Origin of the sequence: Pseudovibrio denitrificans JCM 12308, from assembly GCF_001310815.1 — a bacterium.
Taxonomy (GTDB): Bacteria; Pseudomonadota; Alphaproteobacteria; order Rhizobiales; family Stappiaceae; genus Pseudovibrio; species Pseudovibrio denitrificans.
Genome location: NZ_BAZK01000003.1, coordinates 196,033 through 216,374 on the forward strand (window position 1 = coordinate 196,033; position 20,342 = coordinate 216,374).

Annotated in this window: 21 protein-coding genes, 1 tRNA gene and 2 pseudogenes; 7 read left to right on the forward strand and 17 right to left on the reverse strand. The window is 51.1% G+C overall.

Features of this window, described 5'->3' with window-relative positions; translation table 11 throughout:
• Positions 1 to 18: 18 nt before the first annotated feature.
• The 7 genes from hpf to JCM12308_RS04480 all read right to left on the reverse strand — a co-directional run bounded on the left by hpf (position 19) and on the right by JCM12308_RS04480 (position 5,560).
• Positions 19 to 609, reverse strand: a complete 591-nt coding sequence (hpf, locus tag JCM12308_RS04450; RefSeq protein ID WP_083416869.1) for a ribosome hibernation-promoting factor, HPF/YfiA family — start codon at positions 607 to 609, stop codon at positions 19 to 21.
• A 218-nt stretch (positions 610 to 827) separates the two neighbouring features.
• Entirely contained in the window at positions 828 to 2,366 is a 1,539-nt protein-coding gene (gene rpoN, locus JCM12308_RS04455) for an RNA polymerase factor sigma-54 (RefSeq protein ID WP_054782970.1), read from the reverse strand.
• A gap of 74 nt (positions 2,367 to 2,440) precedes the next feature.
• Positions 2,441 to 3,184, reverse strand: coding sequence for an LPS export ABC transporter ATP-binding protein (lptB, locus tag JCM12308_RS04460; RefSeq protein ID WP_235861774.1), 744 nt, complete (start codon positions 3,182 to 3,184; stop codon positions 2,441 to 2,443).
• 70 nt (positions 3,185 to 3,254) lie between these two features.
• Positions 3,255 to 3,764, reverse strand: coding sequence for a lipopolysaccharide transport periplasmic protein LptA (gene lptA, locus JCM12308_RS04465; RefSeq protein WP_208608925.1), 510 nt, complete (start codon positions 3,762 to 3,764; stop codon positions 3,255 to 3,257).
• Between the two features lie 56 nt (positions 3,765 to 3,820).
• Complete coding sequence (gene lptC, locus JCM12308_RS04470) at positions 3,821 to 4,483, reverse strand: LPS export ABC transporter periplasmic protein LptC (protein ID WP_128647333.1); 663 nt, start codon at positions 4,481 to 4,483, stop codon at positions 3,821 to 3,823.
• A 254-nt stretch (positions 4,484 to 4,737) separates the two neighbouring features.
• A complete protein-coding gene (locus tag JCM12308_RS04475) occupies positions 4,738 to 5,358 on the reverse strand; it encodes a ribonuclease D (protein WP_008548393.1) in 621 nt (206 codons plus the stop codon).
• Positions 5,359 to 5,473: 115 nt separating this feature from the next.
• Positions 5,474 to 5,560, reverse strand: a tRNA-Leu gene (locus tag JCM12308_RS04480).
• 233 nt (positions 5,561 to 5,793) lie between these two features.
• Here JCM12308_RS04480 and JCM12308_RS04485 point away from each other — a divergent pair.
• The 3 genes from JCM12308_RS04485 to JCM12308_RS04490 all read left to right on the forward strand — a co-directional run bounded on the left by JCM12308_RS04485 (position 5,794) and on the right by JCM12308_RS04490 (position 8,249).
• Positions 5,794 to 6,780, forward strand: a complete 987-nt coding sequence (locus JCM12308_RS04485; RefSeq protein ID WP_083416871.1) for a complex I NDUFA9 subunit family protein — start codon at positions 5,794 to 5,796, stop codon at positions 6,778 to 6,780.
• 190 nt (positions 6,781 to 6,970) lie between these two features.
• Positions 6,971 to 7,231, forward strand: coding sequence for a hypothetical protein (locus JCM12308_RS29000; RefSeq protein WP_208978249.1), 261 nt, complete (start codon positions 6,971 to 6,973; stop codon positions 7,229 to 7,231).
• Entirely contained in the window at positions 7,221 to 8,249 is a 1,029-nt protein-coding gene (locus JCM12308_RS04490) for a DUF8038 domain-containing protein (RefSeq protein ID WP_208978250.1), read from the forward strand. The genes JCM12308_RS29000 and JCM12308_RS04490 overlap by 11 nt, the downstream gene beginning before the upstream one ends.
• Before the next feature lie 52 nt (positions 8,250 to 8,301).
• On the opposite strand, the pseudogene JCM12308_RS04495 reads toward JCM12308_RS04490, so the two are convergent.
• Positions 8,302 to 9,110 (reverse strand): annotated as a pseudogene (locus JCM12308_RS04495) (undecaprenyl-diphosphate phosphatase).
• A 149-nt stretch (positions 9,111 to 9,259) separates the two neighbouring features.
• Between JCM12308_RS04495 and JCM12308_RS04500 the strand changes: the two are divergent.
• Positions 9,260 to 9,952 carry a glutathione S-transferase family protein gene (locus JCM12308_RS04500; protein WP_037036498.1) on the forward strand — a complete coding sequence of 231 codons (693 nt, stop codon included), beginning with the start codon at positions 9,260 to 9,262 and terminating at the stop codon, positions 9,950 to 9,952.
• 20 nt (positions 9,953 to 9,972) lie between these two features.
• Positions 9,973 to 11,109: a tRNA epoxyqueuosine(34) reductase QueG gene (gene queG, locus JCM12308_RS04505; protein WP_054782972.1), complete on the forward strand. Its 1,137-nt coding sequence runs from the start codon at positions 9,973 to 9,975 to the stop codon at positions 11,107 to 11,109.
• A gap of 12 nt (positions 11,110 to 11,121) precedes the next feature.
• On the opposite strand, the gene JCM12308_RS04510 is transcribed toward queG, so the two are convergent.
• Positions 11,122 to 12,036, reverse strand: coding sequence for an oxidoreductase (locus JCM12308_RS04510; protein ID WP_054782973.1), 915 nt, complete (start codon positions 12,034 to 12,036; stop codon positions 11,122 to 11,124).
• Between the two features lie 118 nt (positions 12,037 to 12,154).
• Between JCM12308_RS04510 and JCM12308_RS04515 the strand changes: the two genes are divergently transcribed.
• Complete coding sequence (locus JCM12308_RS04515) at positions 12,155 to 12,844, forward strand: TetR/AcrR family transcriptional regulator (RefSeq protein WP_054782974.1); 690 nt, start codon at positions 12,155 to 12,157, stop codon at positions 12,842 to 12,844.
• A gap of 9 nt (positions 12,845 to 12,853) precedes the next feature.
• Here the strand turns inward: JCM12308_RS04515 and JCM12308_RS04520 are convergent, their stop codons facing one another.
• The 3 genes from JCM12308_RS04520 to JCM12308_RS04530 form a co-directional block, all read right to left on the reverse strand.
• Positions 12,854 to 13,336 (reverse strand): helix-turn-helix domain-containing protein, encoded by a 483-nt coding sequence (locus JCM12308_RS04520; RefSeq protein WP_054783075.1) that lies wholly within the window; start codon positions 13,334 to 13,336, stop codon positions 12,854 to 12,856.
• A 133-nt stretch (positions 13,337 to 13,469) separates the two neighbouring features.
• Entirely contained in the window at positions 13,470 to 14,525 is a 1,056-nt protein-coding gene (gene hisC / locus JCM12308_RS04525; protein ID WP_054782975.1) for a histidinol-phosphate transaminase, read from the reverse strand.
• A 157-nt stretch (positions 14,526 to 14,682) separates the two neighbouring features.
• Complete coding sequence (locus tag JCM12308_RS04530; protein WP_208978251.1) at positions 14,683 to 15,030, reverse strand: MarR family winged helix-turn-helix transcriptional regulator; 348 nt, start codon at positions 15,028 to 15,030, stop codon at positions 14,683 to 14,685.
• A 116-nt stretch (positions 15,031 to 15,146) separates the two neighbouring features.
• Between JCM12308_RS04530 and JCM12308_RS04535 the strand changes: the two genes are divergently transcribed.
• Positions 15,147 to 15,464, forward strand: a complete 318-nt coding sequence (locus tag JCM12308_RS04535; protein WP_054782976.1) for a DnaJ family domain-containing protein — start codon at positions 15,147 to 15,149, stop codon at positions 15,462 to 15,464.
• A gap of 27 nt (positions 15,465 to 15,491) precedes the next feature.
• Here JCM12308_RS04535 and JCM12308_RS04540 read toward each other — a convergent pair whose 3' ends face one another.
• The 5 genes and pseudogenes from JCM12308_RS04540 to JCM12308_RS29010 form a co-directional block, all read right to left on the reverse strand.
• The gene (locus JCM12308_RS04540) at positions 15,492 to 15,992 is read right to left on the reverse strand and encodes an RNA pyrophosphohydrolase (protein ID WP_054782977.1); all 501 of its coding nucleotides are present in this window, start codon (positions 15,990 to 15,992) and stop codon (positions 15,492 to 15,494) included.
• Positions 15,993 to 16,196: 204 nt separating this feature from the next.
• Positions 16,197 to 17,420: a divergent polysaccharide deacetylase family protein gene (locus JCM12308_RS04545; RefSeq protein WP_208608927.1), complete on the reverse strand. Its 1,224-nt coding sequence runs from the start codon at positions 17,418 to 17,420 to the stop codon at positions 16,197 to 16,199.
• 175 nt (positions 17,421 to 17,595) lie between these two features.
• Positions 17,596 to 18,929 (reverse strand): annotated as a pseudogene (locus JCM12308_RS04550) (S41 family peptidase).
• On the reverse strand, positions 18,926 to 19,516 hold the full coding sequence (locus tag JCM12308_RS29005; protein ID WP_208978252.1) for a murein hydrolase activator EnvC family protein: 591 nt from the start codon (positions 19,514 to 19,516) through the stop codon (positions 18,926 to 18,928). Before JCM12308_RS29005 ends, JCM12308_RS04550 begins: the two are co-directional and overlap by 4 nt.
• A complete protein-coding gene (locus JCM12308_RS29010; RefSeq protein WP_208978253.1) occupies positions 19,513 to 20,250 on the reverse strand; it encodes a murein hydrolase activator EnvC family protein in 738 nt (245 codons plus the stop codon). Before JCM12308_RS29010 ends, JCM12308_RS29005 begins: the two co-directional genes overlap by 4 nt.
• Between the last annotated feature and the right edge of the window lie 92 nt (positions 20,251 to 20,342).

A 20,342-nucleotide genomic window follows, 5' to 3' on the forward strand; every position in this document is an offset into this window, starting at 1 on the left:
TCACGATGACCATGATTATTAGTTAGGGGCAGCCCCGTTGGAAAGATTTGGATCAATCCAGCCAACGTTTCCATCGTGACGACGGAATACGACATTTACCTCACCATTACCAGCGTTGCGGAACACTACAACGGGAGCTTCACTTAAATCTAGCTCCATAACTGCCATACCAACAGTCAGTGTTTTCACCTTCGCTTCGGTTTCTGCAACCACAAGTGGGCTGTAATCGGCGGGTACCTCTTCTTCCTGCTCAGGATCAGCAAGAACATACGATGTTGCACCGTACGTTTCCCACTCTGCAGGGAGACCATTTGTGTGGTGGTCGTTTAACTTTCTGTTATAGCGCCTTAGCCTTTTCTCAATGCGTTCGGCTGCTTTGTCGAAACTTTGGCGTGGATCCTGGCTATCACCCGAAACCTGAAGCACCACACCTGTACTGAGGTGGACTGTGCATTCGGAACGGAAGCCAGAGCCTTCGCGCGCGATTGTCACATGACCCGTATATGCGCCTGGGAAATATTTATCCAGTGCATCGGAAATCCGGTCTTCAACGTGAGTTCTGGTTGCATCACCAATGTCCACGTTCCTCCCCGAAATTCTAATTGTCATGGGAACCTCTTATGTTGTGTCGACTTAATCGCTGACAGGTTCTTCAGCTAAAGAGCAAAGAACCCTTCAACACATGTAGTTTGGACCAGCTAAGTTTAAAGTGCTACTGTTTTCGAGTTCTTAGAAAAATCTATGAGAACAGAAAAACATCCTATAGAGGTTATTAACCGATACAGACCCTATTATCTCTCTTTGAAACTATGAGAAATATCAGTGGTTTAGGTGAGGCTTTTCTTTTCTCTGCGTCGCTGCACGGAGCTGGGAATCCTTAATGCTTCCCGATACTTAGCTACAGTTCGTCGCGCTATATCCACACCGTCATCTTTCAGAATTTTCACAAGAGCGTCATCTGAGAGAATCTTCTTAGGATCTTCGGCATCAATCAGCTGCTTTATCCGGTAGCGTACTGATTCCGCTGAGTGCGATTCACCACCTTCAGAAGACGCAATTGCGGCAGAAAAGAAGTACTTAAGCTCAAAAATTCCGCGCGGTGTGGCGATGTATTTATTGGAGGTCACACGGCTCACAGTGGATTCATGCATACCAATGGCGTCTGCGACCACACGCAGATTCATCGGACGCAGATGTTGTACACCATAAGTGAGAAAACCATCCTGCTGCCGCACAATTTCCGAAGAGACCTTCAGGATTGTCCGTGCGCGCTGATCCAGGCTCTTCACAAGCCAGTTCGCGGTCTGCAGGCTATCCGTGAAGTATGCCAGCTCCTTATCCTTCTTGGAGCTCTGGGAGATCTCGGAGTAATAACTCTGGTTCACCAGAACCTTCGGCAAACTTTCAGTGTTAAGCTCAACAGTCCAGCCGCCATCAGAAGCGGGGCGAACAAACGCATCAGGAACAATTGGCTGTGCAACTTCAGTGTTGAACGCTGCACCGGGTTTGGGATTGAGCTCTTTAATCTCAAGGATCATGTCCTTGAGATCCTCATCATCTACCCTACAAAGCCGCTTCAGCTTTGTCAGATCATGTAGTGCCAGCAACTCGATGTTCTCGACCAGAGCCTGCATGGCAGGATCATACCGGTCTTTTTCTTTGAGCTGCAGTTTCAGACACTCAGAAAGGTCGCGTGCAAATACCCCAACAGGATCAAGACCCTGCAGTGCAAGAATAACCCGTTCCAGATCTTGCTCAGTCACACCCAGACGCGCAGACATTTCATCAGCATCAATGCGCAGATATCCGCTCTCATCAAGGCAATCGATAAGCTGTTGCGCAATCAGAATGTCAGTAGGGTTGGAAACAGCAAAACCCAGCTGCTCCTGTAAGTGCTCACTGAGCGAAACTTCTGCAGCAACAAAGGCTTCCAGATTGTAGTCAGAAGCGCCTGAGGATGCATTGTGGCTAGGTGCCTGCCAGTTGTCGGCCTTCTGCTGCACAGGATCAACGGACTGGCTCTCGCCATTGTCATCAGGAAAGACGTTTGAGAGCTCGGAGTCCAGATTGCTTGAAATGGCTTCAGGTGTTGTCTCAAGCTCATTGTTGAGCCAATCACCTTCCTGCATTTCAGCAGAACCAGCCTCGTTATCAGAAGAGCTTTCAGGGGTGGAGGTTTCAGTAGTTGGACCAGCTCCATCCGGGCTGTCATCCCGTTCCAAAAACGGGTTACTTTCCAACTCACTATTGATATGTGCAATGAGGTCCACATTCGACAGCTGCAACAGCTTGATCGCCTGCATCAGTTGCGGCGTCATGACAAGCTGTTGGCTTTGTCTGAATTCTAATTTTGGACCGATTGCCATAGAGTTATTTCATCCTCCAAGTGTCGCAAGCTAACTTGCAACACTCTTCTACGCAATTCGGCATAGGTTGGAAATCAAAGAGTGAACTGTTCCCCGAGATACAAACGCCTTACATCCGGATCTGCAACGATCTGATGCGGTTTGCCTTCCGTCAGAACTTCACCCGCCGCGATAATGTAAGCGCGGTCAATCAGGCCAAGTGTTTCACGCACATTATGGTCTGTGATGAGGACACCAATGCCACGCTGTGTCAGGTGGCGCACAAGCTGCTGGATGTCGCCCACAGCAATCGGGTCAATACCCGCAAATGGCTCATCAAGCAGCATAAAGGAAGGACGAGAGGCAAGCGCACGCGCAATCTCCACGCGGCGACGTTCACCACCACTGAGCGCGATACTTGGTGATTTGCGCAGGTGCGTAACACCAAACTCAGTCAGCAGAGAATCCAGATCCTCTTCGCGGCGCTTCTTGTTCGGCTCCACCACTTCCAGCACAGCACGAATGTTGTCTTCAACAGACAGTCCGCGGAAAATAGAAGCTTCCTGAGGAAGATAGCCAACGCCCAATCGTGCACGACGATACATCGGCAGCTGTGTCATATCGAAGTTATCGAGACGAATAGCGCCGTGATCCGGGCGGATAAGGCCTGTGATCATGTAAAAGCAGGTGGTCTTACCAGCACCGTTTGGTCCCAGCAGTCCAACAGCTTCGCCGCGACGCACATTCAGGCTAACGTGTTTTACAACCTGACGACGTCCATAACTCTTACCGATGCCATCAACTTCCAGCACCGCTTCGGAAGGATCAGCATACTTGATGCCTTCTGGCTGATGCGTTGGGATCTGAGGATCAATTGGGTGTGCACTCAAGGGCGTGGCCTATTTTGCTTTAGTTCTTATTTTCAAGGCTGTTTGGCTGCAAAAGCATCCGCACACGACCGGTGTTGCTACCGGTTCCACTGGAATCCAGATTTGCTTTGCCAGTTTCCAGATTGATCACAAGGCGCTTGCCCACAATCACGTTCGGTCCCTGGCTCAGGGTCACGCGCTTGCCGGTCATTACAACGACCTGCTTTTCCATGTCAAAGCTGGCATCATCACCAGTGGCAACCTGATCCTTGGAGGAAACAAGCACATCGCCTTTAGCTTCAAGGCGGGAGATAGACTGCTGAACAGGCTGTCCGTCTGCGTTGCCATTGGCCATAGAGCCGCTGTAAAACACGATCAAACGCTGAGCTTCCAACTTCGCTTCACCCTGGGTGACGACAACATTGCCGCTGAAAATAGCGCTTTTGTCTTTGTCACGAACCTGAAGGTTAGCAGCTTCAATCTCGATAGGTTCTTTATTGTCAGAACCGAAACCTGCAAATGAATCGGAGAACGTTTGCGCATGGGCCATTCCAGCCAGCCCGAGTGCCATAATACAAGATAGAGAGAATATCCTCATCCGGTTAATCATTGACCGTTCTCCAGTGCCCAGGGCAGAAGCTTCATCTTTACGCCCCGGCGAAAATTCAAAACATTGTTTTTCTGATCAAATTCCATAGATCCAGCATCGATATAGCCACCTTCAGATGTGACATCAACTGTATCGTTGGTCTGGATTGTACCTGTCTTCATATCGATATCGAGATACTCAAATTCTGCGGAATAACCTTTGCTGTATGCGACCGTGATCCCGTTGGTCAGATTCAGGGTTTCCATCTCGGTATCAAACGTCCCGTTTCGGGAGGTGATACTAACAGTTTCCCCGGGAGCTATTGTGATCTCGGCCACAATATTCTCCAAATCAATCACTTGCGGGTTCGTAATGCGCTGAATAGCCCGGTCTGCCTGAACGTTGTATGAACGATCACCATCGTTACCCGACAGGTGCGGGTTGGACATCACAAGCCCTTCAGTGGTCAGGCTGATATCCCCGATGCTCAGTCCGGCAAGAATATTCTGGAAAACGACCATGGCAATCACGCCGGCAGCGATCAGCAATCCGCCGGCTGGAAGTGCAAACCGGAGCAAACGAACAAGAATGGAATGTCGACGCGCAGCTTTACGCGCTTTCTCCAGCCGTGTTTGCGCTTCACTCGCAAACTCTTTTGGCATGTTCTCCATTGTTGTCATTCGTAGTCCTGGAACATTCTGGAAGCGATACACATGGGGGATCGCAATCCGGTTGCCATTTTCCGGTCTGTCTCACAGTGAGTAACCAGTATCTTAAAGGCACAAACCGCTTCCGTTGATACGCAAATTTTCAGGTAAAACCTGAAAAGGAAGCGGTAAGCACACACTAGCTGCCTAAATGGGGGTGCTTCAACAAATTACAAATGTTGAAGTACAATAAACCGCAAATACTGGTAGAAAACTCGAGTTTTCGCTTAAGAATGTGCGAAAATGTCAGTTTCGGGCCATCCTGCAAGGTCAAGCTGCGCACGTGTCGGCAGAAAATCGAAGCACTTCTGTGCAATCTCTGTGCGTTCTTCACGCTCAAGCATAAATTCAAGACGCTCTTTAAGCTTATGAAGATGAAGAACATCTGATGCAGCATAGGCAAGCTGTGCATCTGTCAGTTTTTCAGCTGCCCAATCAGAGCTTTGCTGCTGCTTGGAAAGGTCAACACCAATCAACTCGCGGCAAATATCTTTAAGTCCGTGACGATCCGTATAAGTGCGCACAAGCTTGGACGCAATTTTAGTGCACCAGACCGGCGAAACGGAAATGTCCAGATACTCTTTCAATATGGCAACATCAAAGCGGGCAAAGTGAAAAATCTTTGGCTTGCTTGCATCTTCAAACAGCGCTTGCAGGTTAGGAGCAGCCAGCTGGCCGCGTTCAATCTGCACAACATCAGCAGAACCATCACCGGAAGAAAGCTGTACAACACACAACCGATCACGGTGTGGGTTCAGACCTAAAGTTTCAGTGTCCACTGCAACTGCATCCGCAGAGGAGTAGTTGGAAAGGTCTGGAAGATCGTTTTTGTGATATCTGATTGTCATTGTTGCTCTCGAAGAAGTATACGCGCGGTTTGGTATATGAGACGTGTTTTGTCGCGTCTACACCAACCGGTCAAGTTACTCTGCAATTTTTAGGGAGAGCTTTGTGAAGAAAAGATGGTGCCCAGAAGAGGACTCGAACCTCCACGCCCATGCGGGCACTAGCACCTGAAGCTAGCGCGTCTACCAATTCCGCCATCTGGGCACATATTCATCTTTTTCTTTCAGAGGGTTGCTGCTTGGCAGCGCCGCTCTGTGAGGAGGGGTTCTAGTGATCTGGACGGGGATTGTCAATCACACATTTGCAAAGAGTTTTAATTTCTCCACAGAGCGCCTTCACAACCCCAAACCTTGGGCGTATTAACGTCCCATGAATTATAGCTTTTTTGAGGGTTATGCGCACTAATACGCGTACCTGCAAAAATTTGGCAAAGGTGGATGAAAATGGCGCAAGCGCTTAACGGGAAACTTATAACCGTTTTCGGCGGGTCAGGATTTATTGGTCGTCACGTCATCAGGATCTTAGCAGAACGTGGATACAGCATCCGCGCAGCTGTGCGTCGTCCTGAACTTGCAGAGCATTTGCAGCCGCTGGGGGCTGTGGGCCAGATCATGCCTGTGGCAGCAAGCGTGCGAAACAAAAAATCTGTAGAGCGTGCTGTGGAAGGCGCATGTGCAGTCATCAACCTTGTGGGTATTCTTTACGAAACTGGCGCCCAGAAGTTTGATAGCGTGCAGGCAAAAGGCCCTGGTGTTGTTGCTGAAGTCTGTAAAGAGCAGGGCATCGACACATTTGTGCATGTTTCTGCAATTGGCGCAGATGAAAACAGCCCGGCTGTTTACGCAAAAACCAAAGCTGCTGGTGAAAAAGCTGTTCTGGAAGCGATGCCAAACGCAGTGATCTTCCGCCCATCCATCGTATTCGGTCCTGAAGATGATTTCTTCAACCGCTTCGGCAGCATGGCTCAGCTCTTCCCGGCTCTGCCGCTCATCGGTGGTGGTCACACCAGGTTCCAGCCAGTCTATGTTGGTGATGTTGCACTTGCTATTGCAAATGCCGCTGAAAACAAGGTTGAAACCGGCAAAATCTACGAGCTCGGCGGACCGCAGGTTGCGACCTTTAAAGAATGTTTGCAGCTGATGATGAATGTCATTCTCCGCAAGCGTATGCTGGTTTCTCTACCATTCTTGATGGCTCGCATTCAGGCTAAGTTCCTGCAGATGCTGCCTAAGCCAATGCTGACTGTCGATCAGGTAAACTTGCTCAAGAGCGACAACGTGGTGAGCAAGGAAGCTCAGGCTGAAAAGCGGACATTTGAGGGACTGGGCATCGAGCCGCATTCAATGGAAGCAATCCTGCCAACTTACCTCGATAAGTTCCGCCCGCGCGGACAATACGATTCCCAAAACGCAGCGAAGTCATAATTTCTTCGCGTTTTGAGAGACAAAGCCCCGCTTTTGGCGGGGTTTTTTGTAATTATAGCTCCTTTGCAATCCGGCGAAACGGATTGTCGGAAAAGCTCGTTCAAGTTTGATCTAAGCTCAGTTGCTTTGCATAAGCATATGTTCACCACCAGTTTTAAAAGCCCGCCTGCCTTCATAAGAGTAACGCATAATGCTCGATAATGAGGCGTCCCCGTGGAAGCTGAGCCTTCAAGATTGGAATGAGACCATGCCTTTGATTGACTTGCCAATTTTTGAATTGACGCCGGAAGAGCATCAATGGACGGAGGAAATGTTCAAACTCCTGCACATTAATGTAGGCAGCGAAGCCCCAACTGAGGGCGGAGAGGTTACGCAGGAAGGAAGTGGAGAACTCGAAGTTACTTATCCACCCGGATTTGAGAGGCTAGAAGATCAGATTGATGAACTTTAACTCAAAAAGTGAAGTGGTCAAAAATGATAAGAGTTTGAGTTCGAATTACAAAAAAATCGACAAGGCCATTCAGTCTTCTCTGAAAACTGTCGTCGCTGCAATCCATGACAGAAATGAAGAAACTATGGCTTCTGCTATGAATATTCTTCAAAGATGCATTTCTGAATTCTCTAATCTGATTAATGACGGAGAACGAATCCTGCAAGAGTTAAGCTCGGAGGTTGTAGGTGTGAGAGATGAATGGGCAGTCCTTGCAGATCGGCGAGAAGATTTTGTACGGCGATGCTATTTTAGTAAAGCGGCAGCAAAGAAACTAAATAAGTTCGTCGCTGTTTGCGAAGCCCTTGGTAAGGATTTGAACAATGCTGACTCTTGCATTCGTCAAAAGAAAATTGATCTTTTGCAACAGGTGTTGAAGGCAGGGACTAAGAATCTGCAGCGACTAAGGCAGGAAGTGGATAAGTTGGAAGACGCTGTGTCTACTAAGCCTGCAGCAAAGCGGTTATCGGATGAAAAACTACACGAAGGCTTAACGTCTGACTATAGCAAGAAAAAGGAAAGCTGGCAGCCACAAGTTTGCTACAATGCAGCCATGAAAGTTGGTGTTATTGAGGGAAACCTTCCAGAGTTTATGCGCCAAAGTCTCATCAAAGAGAAGAAGGTCAACGGGTACCCTGCCGGTTTTAAGAAGCTTATGGGAGTAACTGCGGAAACGGTAGAAAAGAAGTTTGATCATTCCAAGATAGAGGAATCTGGCATTCTTAACTTCGTTGATGATGCAACAGGTCAGATTTCACATACTGCGTATCTGCAAAAAACTGACAAAAACACTTTGGAAATTTATCACGCGAACTGCCAGACCTTGGACTTGGCATTACTTGCTAAAGGTCAAAATATACCAAAGGTTGGTTTGGTGACCCATTACGAATTGAGTGACCCTGACACGCAAAGCCGGTTCCAAGGATGGCTTGATCAGGGATTTAGCTTCAAGCACACCCCGGCCTCTGACCTGAAATAAAAAAGCGCCGCATGGCTGCGACGCTTCAAAGGTAATCTGTGCTTTAGGTTGATTAGCTCTGTGTCAGGATGAGGCCCAGCAGCCCAAGCCCGCCAACAATGATGCGCCACCAACCAAACAAGGCAAAGCCGTGTTTGGAGACGTAATCCAGCAAGCTGCGCACCACAAAGAAGCCCGCAATGAAGGAAGACACCAGCCCGATGATGATCAGGTCCAGTCATCCTGCCCCAAAGCATCTTTGTTCTTCAGAAAGTCAAAAACAAACGCCCCAACCATGGTTGGCATGGCAAGGAAGAATGAGAACTCCGCTGCAGATCTCTTGTCTGTTCCCATCAGCAAAGAAGCAACGATTGTTGCCCCGCTGCGGGAAACACCCGGGATCATCGCCATGCACTGGGCAAAGCCGATCTTGATGTAAAGCGACAGCGGATAGTCTTCCACGTTGGTGTAGCGTGCCTGCAACGGCATTTTATCAACCAGCAGCATAATGATGCCGCCAAAGATGAGCGTGACACAAACGAGGGCTGGGGTTTCAAACAACACAGCCTTGATGAAATCATAGGCCAGTGCGCCAATCGCTGCTGCAGGCAGGAAGGCAAGCAAAACGCCAATCGTGAAATGCCGCGCTTTTGCACTTGTGGGAAGTGCGACCGCAATTCTGGTGAGCCGTGTGAAGTAGACACTCAGGATCGCGGCAATAGCTCCAAGCTGGATCATCACCTCAAAGGCGCGACCCTCACTTTTAAACCCGATGAAATGCCCGATTAGCAGCAGGTGGCCCGTTGAGGAAACTGGAATAAATTCAGTCAGGCCTTCAATGATGCCGAGCACGAGAGCGCCGACGATACTATCAGTTGTCATTAAACAGTTGTCTCCACGAATTTTCCCCAGATGTCATTGGTGAGGTTGTCCCCGTGTTTTCGTATGGTTTACGGTCTCAAGACTCTTTTGAGACAAATTACATTCCTATAGCAACCTTTTGGTTACAGGTTTGCTCATAAATCAGAACAATGCTCAAGCTCTATCATCATCCTTTCTCTCCTGAATCGCGCTTCGTTCGCTTGGCGCTCGGAGAATATGGAACTCCGTTTGAAACCCAGACGGAGTACCCTTGGGCACGCCGCCATGACTTCCTTATGATGAACCCAGCGGGCACACTTCCCGTTCTGAAGGAAAATGATGGCCCTGCTGTGTGCGGAGCCACCGTTATCATGGAATACTTGGACGAAACTCGCGGCTATGCGATCCCCAACAACCGTTTGCTACCGGATCATCCCGAAGCACGTGCAGAAACTCGTCGTCTCGTCTCTTGGTTTTTGCAAAAATTCCTCTCTGAGGTTATTGGCTACATCGTGCAAGAACGCATTTACAAACAGGAGATGCCGGATAGCCAGGGTGGCGGACAACCAGACTCAAGCATCCTTCGGGTCGCTCGTGCCAATATGCTGAACCACATGCGCTACATCGGATACCTTGCTGCCACACGAAAGTGGCTGGCTGGTGATCGGCTCACATTCGCTGATCTGGCCGCGGCAAGTCTTCTCTCCTGTGCAGACTATCTTGGTGAAGTTCCATGGTCCGAGGACGAAAACGTGAAGAGCTGGTACGCGCGGATGAAATCTCGTCCGAGCTTCCGCCCAATTCTGACGGACAAGATGCTCGGCATGCCAGCAGCGAAGACCTACGCGGATCTCGACTTCTAAAACTTCACTCAGACACACAGTTGACGGAAAAACAGGCTGCGCGCGTTAAGGCAGATCTGATCAAACGCGCGCGTGCAATTGGGTTTGATGACATCCGCATCACCACAGCGGATGCAATCCCGCTGGCACCCGAACGCCTACACCACTTTATCGAACAAGGTTACCACGCCACCATGGAGTGGATGCCGGAAACCGAACTTCGACGTTCCAGTCCGCTTGAACTCTGGCCGGAAGCACGATCTGTCATCATGTTGGCGATGAACTACGGGCCAGATATTGACCCAATGGAGATGCGGGAAAAACCAGACAAGGCGCATATCTCCGTCTATGCCCGCAATCGTGACTACCACGACATCATGAAAGGCAAGATGAAGGAACTTGCCAGCCTATTGGTTTCTAAAGGCGGCGGGGATGTAAAGGTGTTTGTCGACACCGCGCCGGTTATGGAAAAGCCATTGGCATATTCCGCTGGGCTTGGTTGGCAGGGCAAACACTCCAATCTCGTTTCACGGGAGCTGGGGTCCTGGTTCTTTCTTGCTGCAATCTTCTCTACACTGGACCTGCCGCTGGATGAGCCGGAAGTTGATCACTGTGGCAACTGCAAACGTTGCCTCACGGTTTGCCCAACCAAAGCGTTTCCCGCACCCTATCAAGTGGATGCAAACCGCTGCATCTCCTACTTGACCATTGAGCATCATGGTCCAATTCCGCTTGAGTTCCGCAAGCCTATCGGCAATCGCATCTATGGCTGTGATGATTGCCTCTCCGTGTGCCCATGGAACAAGTTTGCCCAATCTGCCAGTGAAGCCAAGCTGCAGGCGCGGGAAGATCTGATGGAACCAGCCCTTGCAGATCTGTTGCAAATGGATGATCCATCTTTCCGCAAGTTCTTCTCAGGTTCACCAGTCAAACGCATTGGCCGCAACCGCTTCATCCGCAACTGCCTCATCGCAGCAGGCAACAGTGCAGAAGAAAAACTTATTCCTCGTGTGCTGGAACACTTGCAAGATGAAGATGAAACCGTCCGTGCAACCGCCGTTTGGGCCTTGGCTCAGCTCGTCTCTGAAGCTGACTTCGAAATGCACAAATCAGCGGTAATCGCAGATGAGCCAAGTGAGGTGGTTAGAGCGGAATGGGAGCAGGGCACCTCATCTTAAGGTGCCCGCAAATCAGGCTGCTTTTTCTGTCTGCGGATACTGAAAGCCAGTCAGCTCTTCAGAAACAGCCCAAAGCTTCTCCTGAACGCCCTCATCAACTGCCAACCCGGAAAGTTTGATCGGGCTTGGATTGCCCCAAATGCCAAAGCGTGGCCCCAGGAAGGAGCAGGCCGGCAGGCTTGTATCTGTCGCTGCCATCATCTGTGGGCGGGCACCAAACTCGACCGGTCGTGCCATCGCGCGAGACAGCCAGCCACCAATGCCGATAGACTGCTGCCGCTCCGTCGCCGCAAGACCGGGATGAGCGGACATGGATTTTGCAGAAGAGCCGGCAGCATCAAACCTGCGCTGCAAGGCGAACATAAACAGCAGGTTTGCAAGCTTACTCTCCGCATAGCTGCCAACGCGGGCATACGGGCGCTTTTCCCAGTGCAAGTCATCAAAGTTCATCTTAGCAGCTTTGTAAGCACCACTGGAAACCGTCACCACACGAGCGTCTGGCGTTGCCAGCAGTGTTTCAAACAGGAGGCCGGTCAAAAGAAAATGCCCCAGATGGTTGGTCGCCATATGCATTTCCCAACCCTCTTTGGTGCGTGCCAGCTCCTTCAGGTTCACCACACCTGCATTGCTGAGAAGAATATCCAGTCGCTGATGCTTTGCCGCAAAGCTCTGAGCAAACTGATGAATACTATCGCGGTCAGTCAGATCCAGCGGGAGTACTTCCAACGACGCAGAGCTGGCCTGTTGGCGCACACGTGCCATCGCGGCTTCACCCTTCTCGACGGATCGGCAGGCAATCACCACGTGCGCGCCACGCTGGGCCAGTTCCAGCGTGGATTGAAAACCAAGGCCTATGTTTCCGCCTGTAACCACAGCCGTTTTTCCTGCAAGGTCTTGACTGTTTTTATTATTTGGCTGCTGTTGCAAAGCATCTCTCCTGAGATTGTCAAAATAACAGAACGACGGTAGCTTATTTGCAGGCTTCTGGAGAGTCAATAACCGACTGATGGTCGTTTATGTGGTGCGCGGAAAGGTGAGAAGAGATATGAGCGAAAAAACAAAAGCTTATCAGCGTGCGAGAACCGCAGAACATTTTGCGGAGCGCGAAAAGATGATCCTGACCGCCACGCGAACACTGATGGATAGGGAAGGTATTGAAAACACGAGTCTTTCCGCCGTCGCGCGCGAAGTTGGCCTCGCAAAATCCAGCCTCTACCGTTACTACGAAAGCCGGGAGCAAATCTTAGTCGCTTTGCTGCTGGAAGATTCTGACCACATGCTCGCAAGCCTCCAGAAAGCTTTGGGCACACTGAACGGCGACACAGACTTGAAGACTATTGCAGGCATCTGGGCAAAGGTCTGTTGCGATCATCCGCGCCTCTGCCTTTTGGTCAGTCAGCTCTCACCTATTCTGGAACATAACCTCTCAACCGAACGCATTGTTGAGGCCAAGCAGGAGTTTTTGCGCCGTCACCGAAAAATGGCAGGGATATTGGGCGCTGTGTTACCCAAGCTAAGCGAAACTGGCGCGCTTACAGCCGTTCAGTTCGTGTTCACGGTGGTTGCCGGGCTTTGGCCGATGAAGGCGGAAAGAAAAAACACGCTGGCAGCTCTGGAACATCCTGATCTCAGCCATCTGAAGGTGAACTTTGAGGACAGTCTGGCAGGCTCAATCGAGCTCTGCCTGCTGGGTGTTCTGGCAAAAGAGCAGAACTGGGTGCCTGAGCTGAAATAGCAGCGGCAGTTAGTGCCGTCTGCTCATCCGCTTTTCGATCTGACGTTTCTCCCAGTCATCACCAAACGGATTGAATATCTCAAACACGCTCAGGCCATGGCCAACGACACCAATACCCCAGCCCGCGGCGACCCAGAGAAACCAAAGATACCCCGGCGAGGTGAAAAGGTTCAGCACCGCCAAAGCTGAAATCATGACGGCATACTGGATCAGGTGCATATAGAACGAGCGGATGTCCCGCACGTACTCCATGGCTTCCTGCTCCTTTTGAGAGAGTTGGGGCAAAATCCCGTGTGTTCCTGATGGCATGTTCTGGTCCTTCCTGAGATCACCAAAATCCGTGTCCAGAGCAGAGGCAATGCATTTCAGAGTTTCAGGGCTGGCATTCGCACCACGTTCAATGCGCTGCAATGTGCGTGTGCTGATCCCAGCCATATGCGCGAGCTGCTCTTGAGAAAGCCCTTTTTCAATGCGTAGTTTTCTGACAATCACGGACAAATTCCTGTTTTTCAATAGGAAGCAATCTGGAAGTTTCTTAAACTAAACACCACGACAGCAAGCCGACACCTGCACGACATCGCCGTGACAGGCCAGCCAATCAACCGGATAAACGCCGGAGTTTCAGTCAGAGTAGCGCCTCTAGCGTGTTTAGCAAAGCATCGCACTCTTCAGTGGTCCCGATGGAAATACGCAGCCAGTTGCGGATGCGCTCTTTCTTGAAATGCCGAACCAGAATGCCTTTCTCCCGAAGCCCAGCCAACAGTTGCTCTGCAGGAACACTCTCATGAGAGGCAAAGATGAAGTTGGTAGAGGACGGCAGTACCGTAAACCCAAGTCCCTGCATCCTTTCAGTAAGGCGTTCTCGATCCGCCACAATCTGATTGCGTGTTTTCTCAAACCAGGCTGTATCGTCCCAAGCAGCTAAGGCACCAACCAAAGAGAGGCGCCCAAGCGGGTAGGAGTTGAAACTGTCTTTGACCCGGTTCAGCCCTTCAATCAGATGCGGCTGCCCAACGGCAAAGCCAACACGCATCCCGGCGAGACTACGGGATTTAGAAAAGGTCTGCACCACCAGCAAGTTGTCGTATTGTGGCACCAGTGCAACGGCACTTTCAGCGCCAAAGTCGACATAAGCCTCATCAACCAGAACCACCACATCGGGGTTGGCTTTCAGAACGCGCTCAATATCCTCAAGCGGCAGCGCGATGCCTGTCGGTGCATTCGGGTTGGCAATGATAACACCACCGCATGGCCCCTGAAGCTGATCAAGATTGATACGGAAATCATCTGTCAGCGCCACCATCCGATGCTCAATAGAATAGAGCTTGCAGTAGGTTGGGTAGAACGCATAGGTGATCTCGGGAAACAGCACCGGGTCTTTGCCGCAGAAAAACGCATTAAACGCATGCGCCAGCACCTCATCACTGCCATTGCCCGCAAAGATGTGGTCCGCACTCAGCTGAAAGGTAGAAGCAATGCTTTCCCGAAGATCAGAAGCAATAGGGTCCGGATAGAGCCGCAGGGCATCACCCGAAGCATCCTTGATCGCTTCCAGCGCGCGTGGAGAAGGCCCCCATGGGTTCTCATTGGTATTCAGCTTGATAAAGGATTGATGCTTTGGCTGCTCACCCGGTGTGTATGGCTCCAACGCGTGGACAATAGGGCTCCAAAACCTGCTCATTTCTCAATCCAATCTCATGCAAAAAACAACGGCAATCGCTAAAGAGCAAACCTAAGACCGTTTAGCCAATGCGTCATTCAGCACGCATTGCATACGGTAGTAAGTCTCAACTTCTTCGTCAGAAAATGACTGTGCGAACTCTTCTACCTTGTTCATCTCAGCGGTGCGTAACTTTTTTAATCAGCGCTTTGCCATCAGGTGTCAGGCGATAAAACACCGAGCGTTTATGTCGAGGGTTGCTCAGCTGCTCCACCATCTTCTTGTCCAGCAATTCTTTGAGCATCTTGGCCACAAACTGCCGCTTCAACTGCAGAAAGTCGGTCAGTTCAGGCGCCGTTGCCTGTTCAAGCACCAAAGCTGCTTCCATCACAGCCCGTTGCCCGAGTGTAAGATCCGTGCCTTCCAGATCCGCCTCCACACACATGCTGATTGTCCGCAGCAACGGCCGTGTCATCTGAATGCCTGCATAGAGCAGCTCGGTCTTTGATTCTGGTTTCTTAAGCATATGATTTATCTTGCTTAATATCTGTATTTGTCAATTATGTTGACAAATTAGAGGTCATGATTTAGGCCTAACCTACACTTTTTCAGACAGCCCGACAGAAAAATAGGGTGAGAACGATGAGTTTTAAAAGTCTTGCTGAGCGCCAGATCCTGAAAGCACAAGCTGAAGGGCAGATGAGCAATCTGGAAGGGGAAGGCAAACCTCTTCCAGCCCATGCACCGGGGGCCTATGACACGGCAGCCGGCATGCGGATCATGGCAGACGCTGGCGCTGTTCCGAAAGAGATTGAGCTGAAGAAGGAAATCGACATTCAGCGTAAGGTGGTTAAGGAAGCTGAAGGCACGCCGAACTGGAAAAAAGAAATGGCGAAGCTTGCAGACTTGCAACTCCGCCACGCCGTTGAGCAAGAAGCTAGAAAGCGGTTCTTCACCTGATTGCGACTGCAACCGCGAAAACCTGCGTTAAGCCGTAAACTCAGCAAACGCCTCAACCACATCAACATAAACCTGATGCTTGAAGGGGATCACCAGTCCTGGCAAGTTTTCTGCCTTCTCCCAGCGCCATTCACAAAACTCCTGGGCATGGCCATCCGGAGGAGTAAGAATGTTGATCTCACTGTCATCACCATCAAAGCGGAAAGCAAACCAGCGCTGGGTCTGGCCGCGATATTTCGCCTTGCGCACCTTGCGCTGAATCTCATCGGGAAAGTCATAGGAGAACCAATCCGGCGCTTCTGCAAGGAGGCTGATGGAGTTGACGGAAGTTTCTTCAAAAAGCTCGCGTTTGGCAGCCTCTAAAGGGTCTTCTCCCTTATCCAGTCCACCCTGCGGCATCTGCCAGGCATACTCTTCAGGAATAGGCTGTTTGTCGCCATAACGTTTGCCGGCCCAGACAAGCCCATCCCGGTTGATAAGCATAATGCCAACGCAAGGGCGAAAAGGAAGAGAACTATAATCAGTCATGTCCGGTCCAATATGCGAATATCTTTGGGCCGTCTCCAGATGCAAACAGTGCAAGCAAAGAGAGGCGGATAGATGAGGAATGAGCATAAACCACGTTCAGGCCTCAGCGCAGCCCGCTCGTTGGTGTATCCCCGAAAAGTGATCTTGGTTTGCTGTGCAGTGTTCACTCAAAGCTGTGTTTGAGTGAGCTACAACGCTGCAGACTTAACGTGTTGAATTGATGGCAGAGCTAACCGGAACGAGAGAAAGTCCTCGCTCTTCCAGTCGCTGAGACCACGCTTCCAAAGCGTTCAGTGTCACCGGAAAGGCTGTCGCAGTCGCAACAGCAATGCCGCGCTGGCGTGCAATGGTTTCCAACTCCAGCAGCTGCGTACCAATGGCTTCAGCGCTCAGGTTTTGGTCCAACACCAGATCAGCCTGCACAAACGGCACTTTCTGCGTTCCAGCCACTTGGCCAGCTTTGGAACGAGGGGAGGAGCCATCGTCAACATACATCAGACCACGGTCCCGCACCTTGCTCAAAAACTCGCTCATGCGGGTCTCATTTGAGGTGAAGCGATCGCCCATGAAGTTCACAAGCCCAACATAGTTGCTGGTCTGCCCAAGAACCCAGGAAAGGCGCTCATCATTCTGCTTCTGGTCCAGATTGGTCAACAGACTCTGCGGTCCGGCATCATTATCCGGGTAATCAAAGGGCTCCATCGGTGCCTGAAGCAGCACTTCATGGCCGGAAAGGCGTGCAGATTCCATCCAGCTGTTAACGTCGTCCCCATAAGGAGAGAGCCCCAGCGAAATGTCAGCAGGAAGATCCTCAATGGCCTTGATTGTCATATCGGAATTGAGGCCGATACCGTTGATCAGAATAGCAATCCGCGCCTGCGTCAGCGTCGCCGGATTAGGCCGCCGCGCATAAGCATCCAGCGGACGCACCCCTTCAGGGGAGATCTTTGGAAGAGATCCGAACTTATTCGGCTCAAGAAGCTGCTCAATTGGTTCGGTAGACAGAGACTCGCTGGAGAAACCGCCATCCAGCCCCTCATAATCAACACGACGTGCCAGATCGACGAGAGATGTCGGCCCACTGGCCTGATCTTTCAGTGCAGATCCAAGCTGGCGGGAAGGGCGATAGCTGCCGTCAGGACCAACACCGTTGGCATCAAATTGTTCAGCTTCAATCAGATCCAGCTGAGAGCCATCAGGAAGATCAACAATTTCAATGTCGCTGGGAGCAACGCCGTCAAGTGCGCTGGAAAGCTCGATAGTTGCCATTGGCTCGCCGCCATTGGGATCATCAACAATGCCAATCCAGATGAAGCCGGTGGTGAAAATGACAGTCATGATGGCGACGCCAATCAGGCCGAGCGGCAGCCGCCCGATGCTCCGACGCTTGTTCATTCCAAGCGGAGCTGTCAAATCGCTCCTAACCATTGGTGCCCCCACCCTGTCATAAAATTCCGCCGCGCCAAACGAAGGTTCAGCGCGGCGTACAATATCACTTTATAGCATATCCCTGAAATGTAGCTACCGGTTTTCGGAGCGTCATATGCCTGAGAACAAACAGTTAGGCCCCGGGCAATCCAGATGAACTGCCCGGGGTCCTAAATCATTTAGATGTGTTTGCTGCACTGTCTGCACTTGGTGGGAAGGCTGCATCAGTCTTCTCACCGCGGAGCAGGGCTTTCGCCAGGTTCAGCTGCACGTCTTTGTCTTTGTCCTGCGGCACGTAAGCCTGGCTACCAGAGCCTTCATCACCTTCTTCAGCCTGAAGGTGACCACGAAGACCAGCTTCGCCTTTGGTTTCTGCACGGCCCTTCAGCTCGTCTGGCAGTTCCTGCAAGGAGACGATGTCAGGGCGGATACCCTTCGCCTGAATAGAGTTGCCGGAAGGCGTGTAGTAGCGTGCAGTTGTCAGGCGGATAGCGCCATTTGCACCCAGTGGAATAATGGTCTGAACGGAACCCTTACCGAAGGAACGGGTGCCCAGAATGGTTGCGCGGCGATGATCCTGCAGTGCACCAGCCACAATCTCGGAGGCTGAAGCAGAACCGCCGTTGACCAGAACGATCACAGGCGCACCTTCTGTCAGGTCACCATTGCGAGCGTTGTAGCGCTGGGTTTCCTCGGCATTACGGCCACGGTAGAAACGATTTCACCACGGTTCAGGAACGCGTCAGAAACAGCAATCGCCTGATCCAGCAGACCACCCGGGTTGTTGCGCAGATCCAGCACAAAGCCCTTCAGGTTGTCCTCGCCGATTTCAGCGGTCAGCTCATCAACAGCGGTTTCCAGACCATCAAAGGTCTGTTCGTTGAACTGGGTGATGCGGATGTAACCGATGTCTTCCTCTTTGTTCCAGCGAACAGAGCGAATGCGGATCACATCACGAGTGATTGTAATATCGGTAGGCTCATTCAAGCCTTCACGACGTACGGTGATGGTAATGTCTGTATTAACCAGCCCGCGCATCTTCTCGACAGCTTCGTTCAAGGTAAGGCCCATAACCTGTTCCCCATCAAGATGGGTAATCAGGTCACCTGCCTGAACGCCAGCTTTAAATGCCGGAGTGTCATCAATTGGAGCGACAACCTTCACGAGGCCGTCTTCCATGGTCACTTCAATGCCAAGCCCGCCAAACTCACCGCGAGTCTGCACCTGCATATCGCGGAAGCTCTTTGGTGGCAGATAGCTGGAATGCGGATCAAGGCTTGTGAGCATGCCGTTGATGGCGGTTTCGATCAGTTTGGAGTCTGCTGGCTCCTCAACATAATCAGAGCGTACACGCTCAAACACATCGCCAAACAGATTAAGCTGATTGTACGTATCAGCAGACGCAGCTGAAGCTGGTTCAGTAAATCTGAATGGGGCCTGAGAGTATGTTACGACCGCCGTAGCCCCCATGACCACGCCAACCAGCAAAAGCGATGCTTTCCGTATCATCCGCGAACCTTTTCGTTTTCGGCGCGTGACCACCATGGGTTGGGGTCGATTGCAGTGCCGTCTTTCCTGAATTCTACATATAAAACCGGCTGGTCCAAACTAAAATTAAGGTTATTAGCGCTTGCAAGGCGCGTTTCTCCCATTTTAGCGATTGGCTCTCCAGCTAGAATAAACTGCCCTAACTCCACCATGACGTTGTCCAGACCGGACAAAAGCACATGGTATCCGCCGCCTGCATTAACAATTACCATCTGCCCGTATGAGCGGAAATCCCCTGCATACACCACCCAACCATCAGTGGGGGAGGTGACCTGGGCATTCGGGCGTGTCGCAATGGATTGGCCAGTGGTTACGTTACCAAATCCATCTGCAACCCCAAAGTCTTGCAGGAGCGTGCCGGAAACCGGATCAGGCAACAGCCCAAGAGTCTCCGAAAAAGCAACAGCCGGTTTCAACCGGCTCGGATCAGCAAACGGATCCCCGGAAGCAATCCGGTTCTGCCGCTCAATGTCCGCAAGCCGCGCTGCTTCTGCTGCCCGGCGGCTGCTTTCCACTTCTCGCTCAAGGTTAGCAAGCAACTCTTTCAAAGAGGTTGCCTTTTCAGCAAGTTCCCTGGCGCGAGCTTCTCGGCTTCCAGCGCTGCAAGGCTCTCCTGCCGTGCTGCCTTCTTCTTTTCTAAAAGCAATTCAACACGATGGCGCTCCTCCGCCATCTGTATTGCACCACTTCGAACCCTGTTCCGCTCTGCTTCAATTTTTGCTCGAAGCCGAGACAATTCAGCAAGATCACTTGCCAGTGCTTCCGCTTCAATCCGCACTTCCGGCATGATTGAGTTCAGCAGGATCGCACTGCGTACCGCGCCAAGAGCATCCTGCGGACGCACGACCATGGCTGGCGGCGGGCGATGCCCGATCCTTTGCAAAGCACTTAAAACTTCAGCTAAAACATCTTTACGTTCATTCAATGACGCACGTACAGATTGTTCGTTTTTTCTGTGACGACCCAGCCGGGCTTCAGTAGCTTCCAGCTGGTTTTCAAGCTTCTTCATGCGCTCACCAGTGCGGATCAACTCACCACTCAGGCTCTCACCATCCCGCTCCAACGCACGAATAGACCGCTGAATCTCCTCCCGCTTTTCTTTGGAAAGCGAGATATTCTGGTTCAGATCACGAAGCTCTTTCTCCCGTGCCTGCTTCTGACGCAATGCCTCAGCAGCCGGATCTTCAGGATCAATCGCATCCTTCTCAATTTTAAAGGAGACGTTCGTCAGTTTTTGCGCAGTACTTTGCAGCGGCAACGCAAAGGCAGCCACAAAAAACAAGGCAAAGCTTGTCAGCAATTGGAGGAGCAGATTTCCCCTAAAACGCAACAACTGAACTCCCAAAGTGCAGCGCCGAGCAAAACGCTGACTTT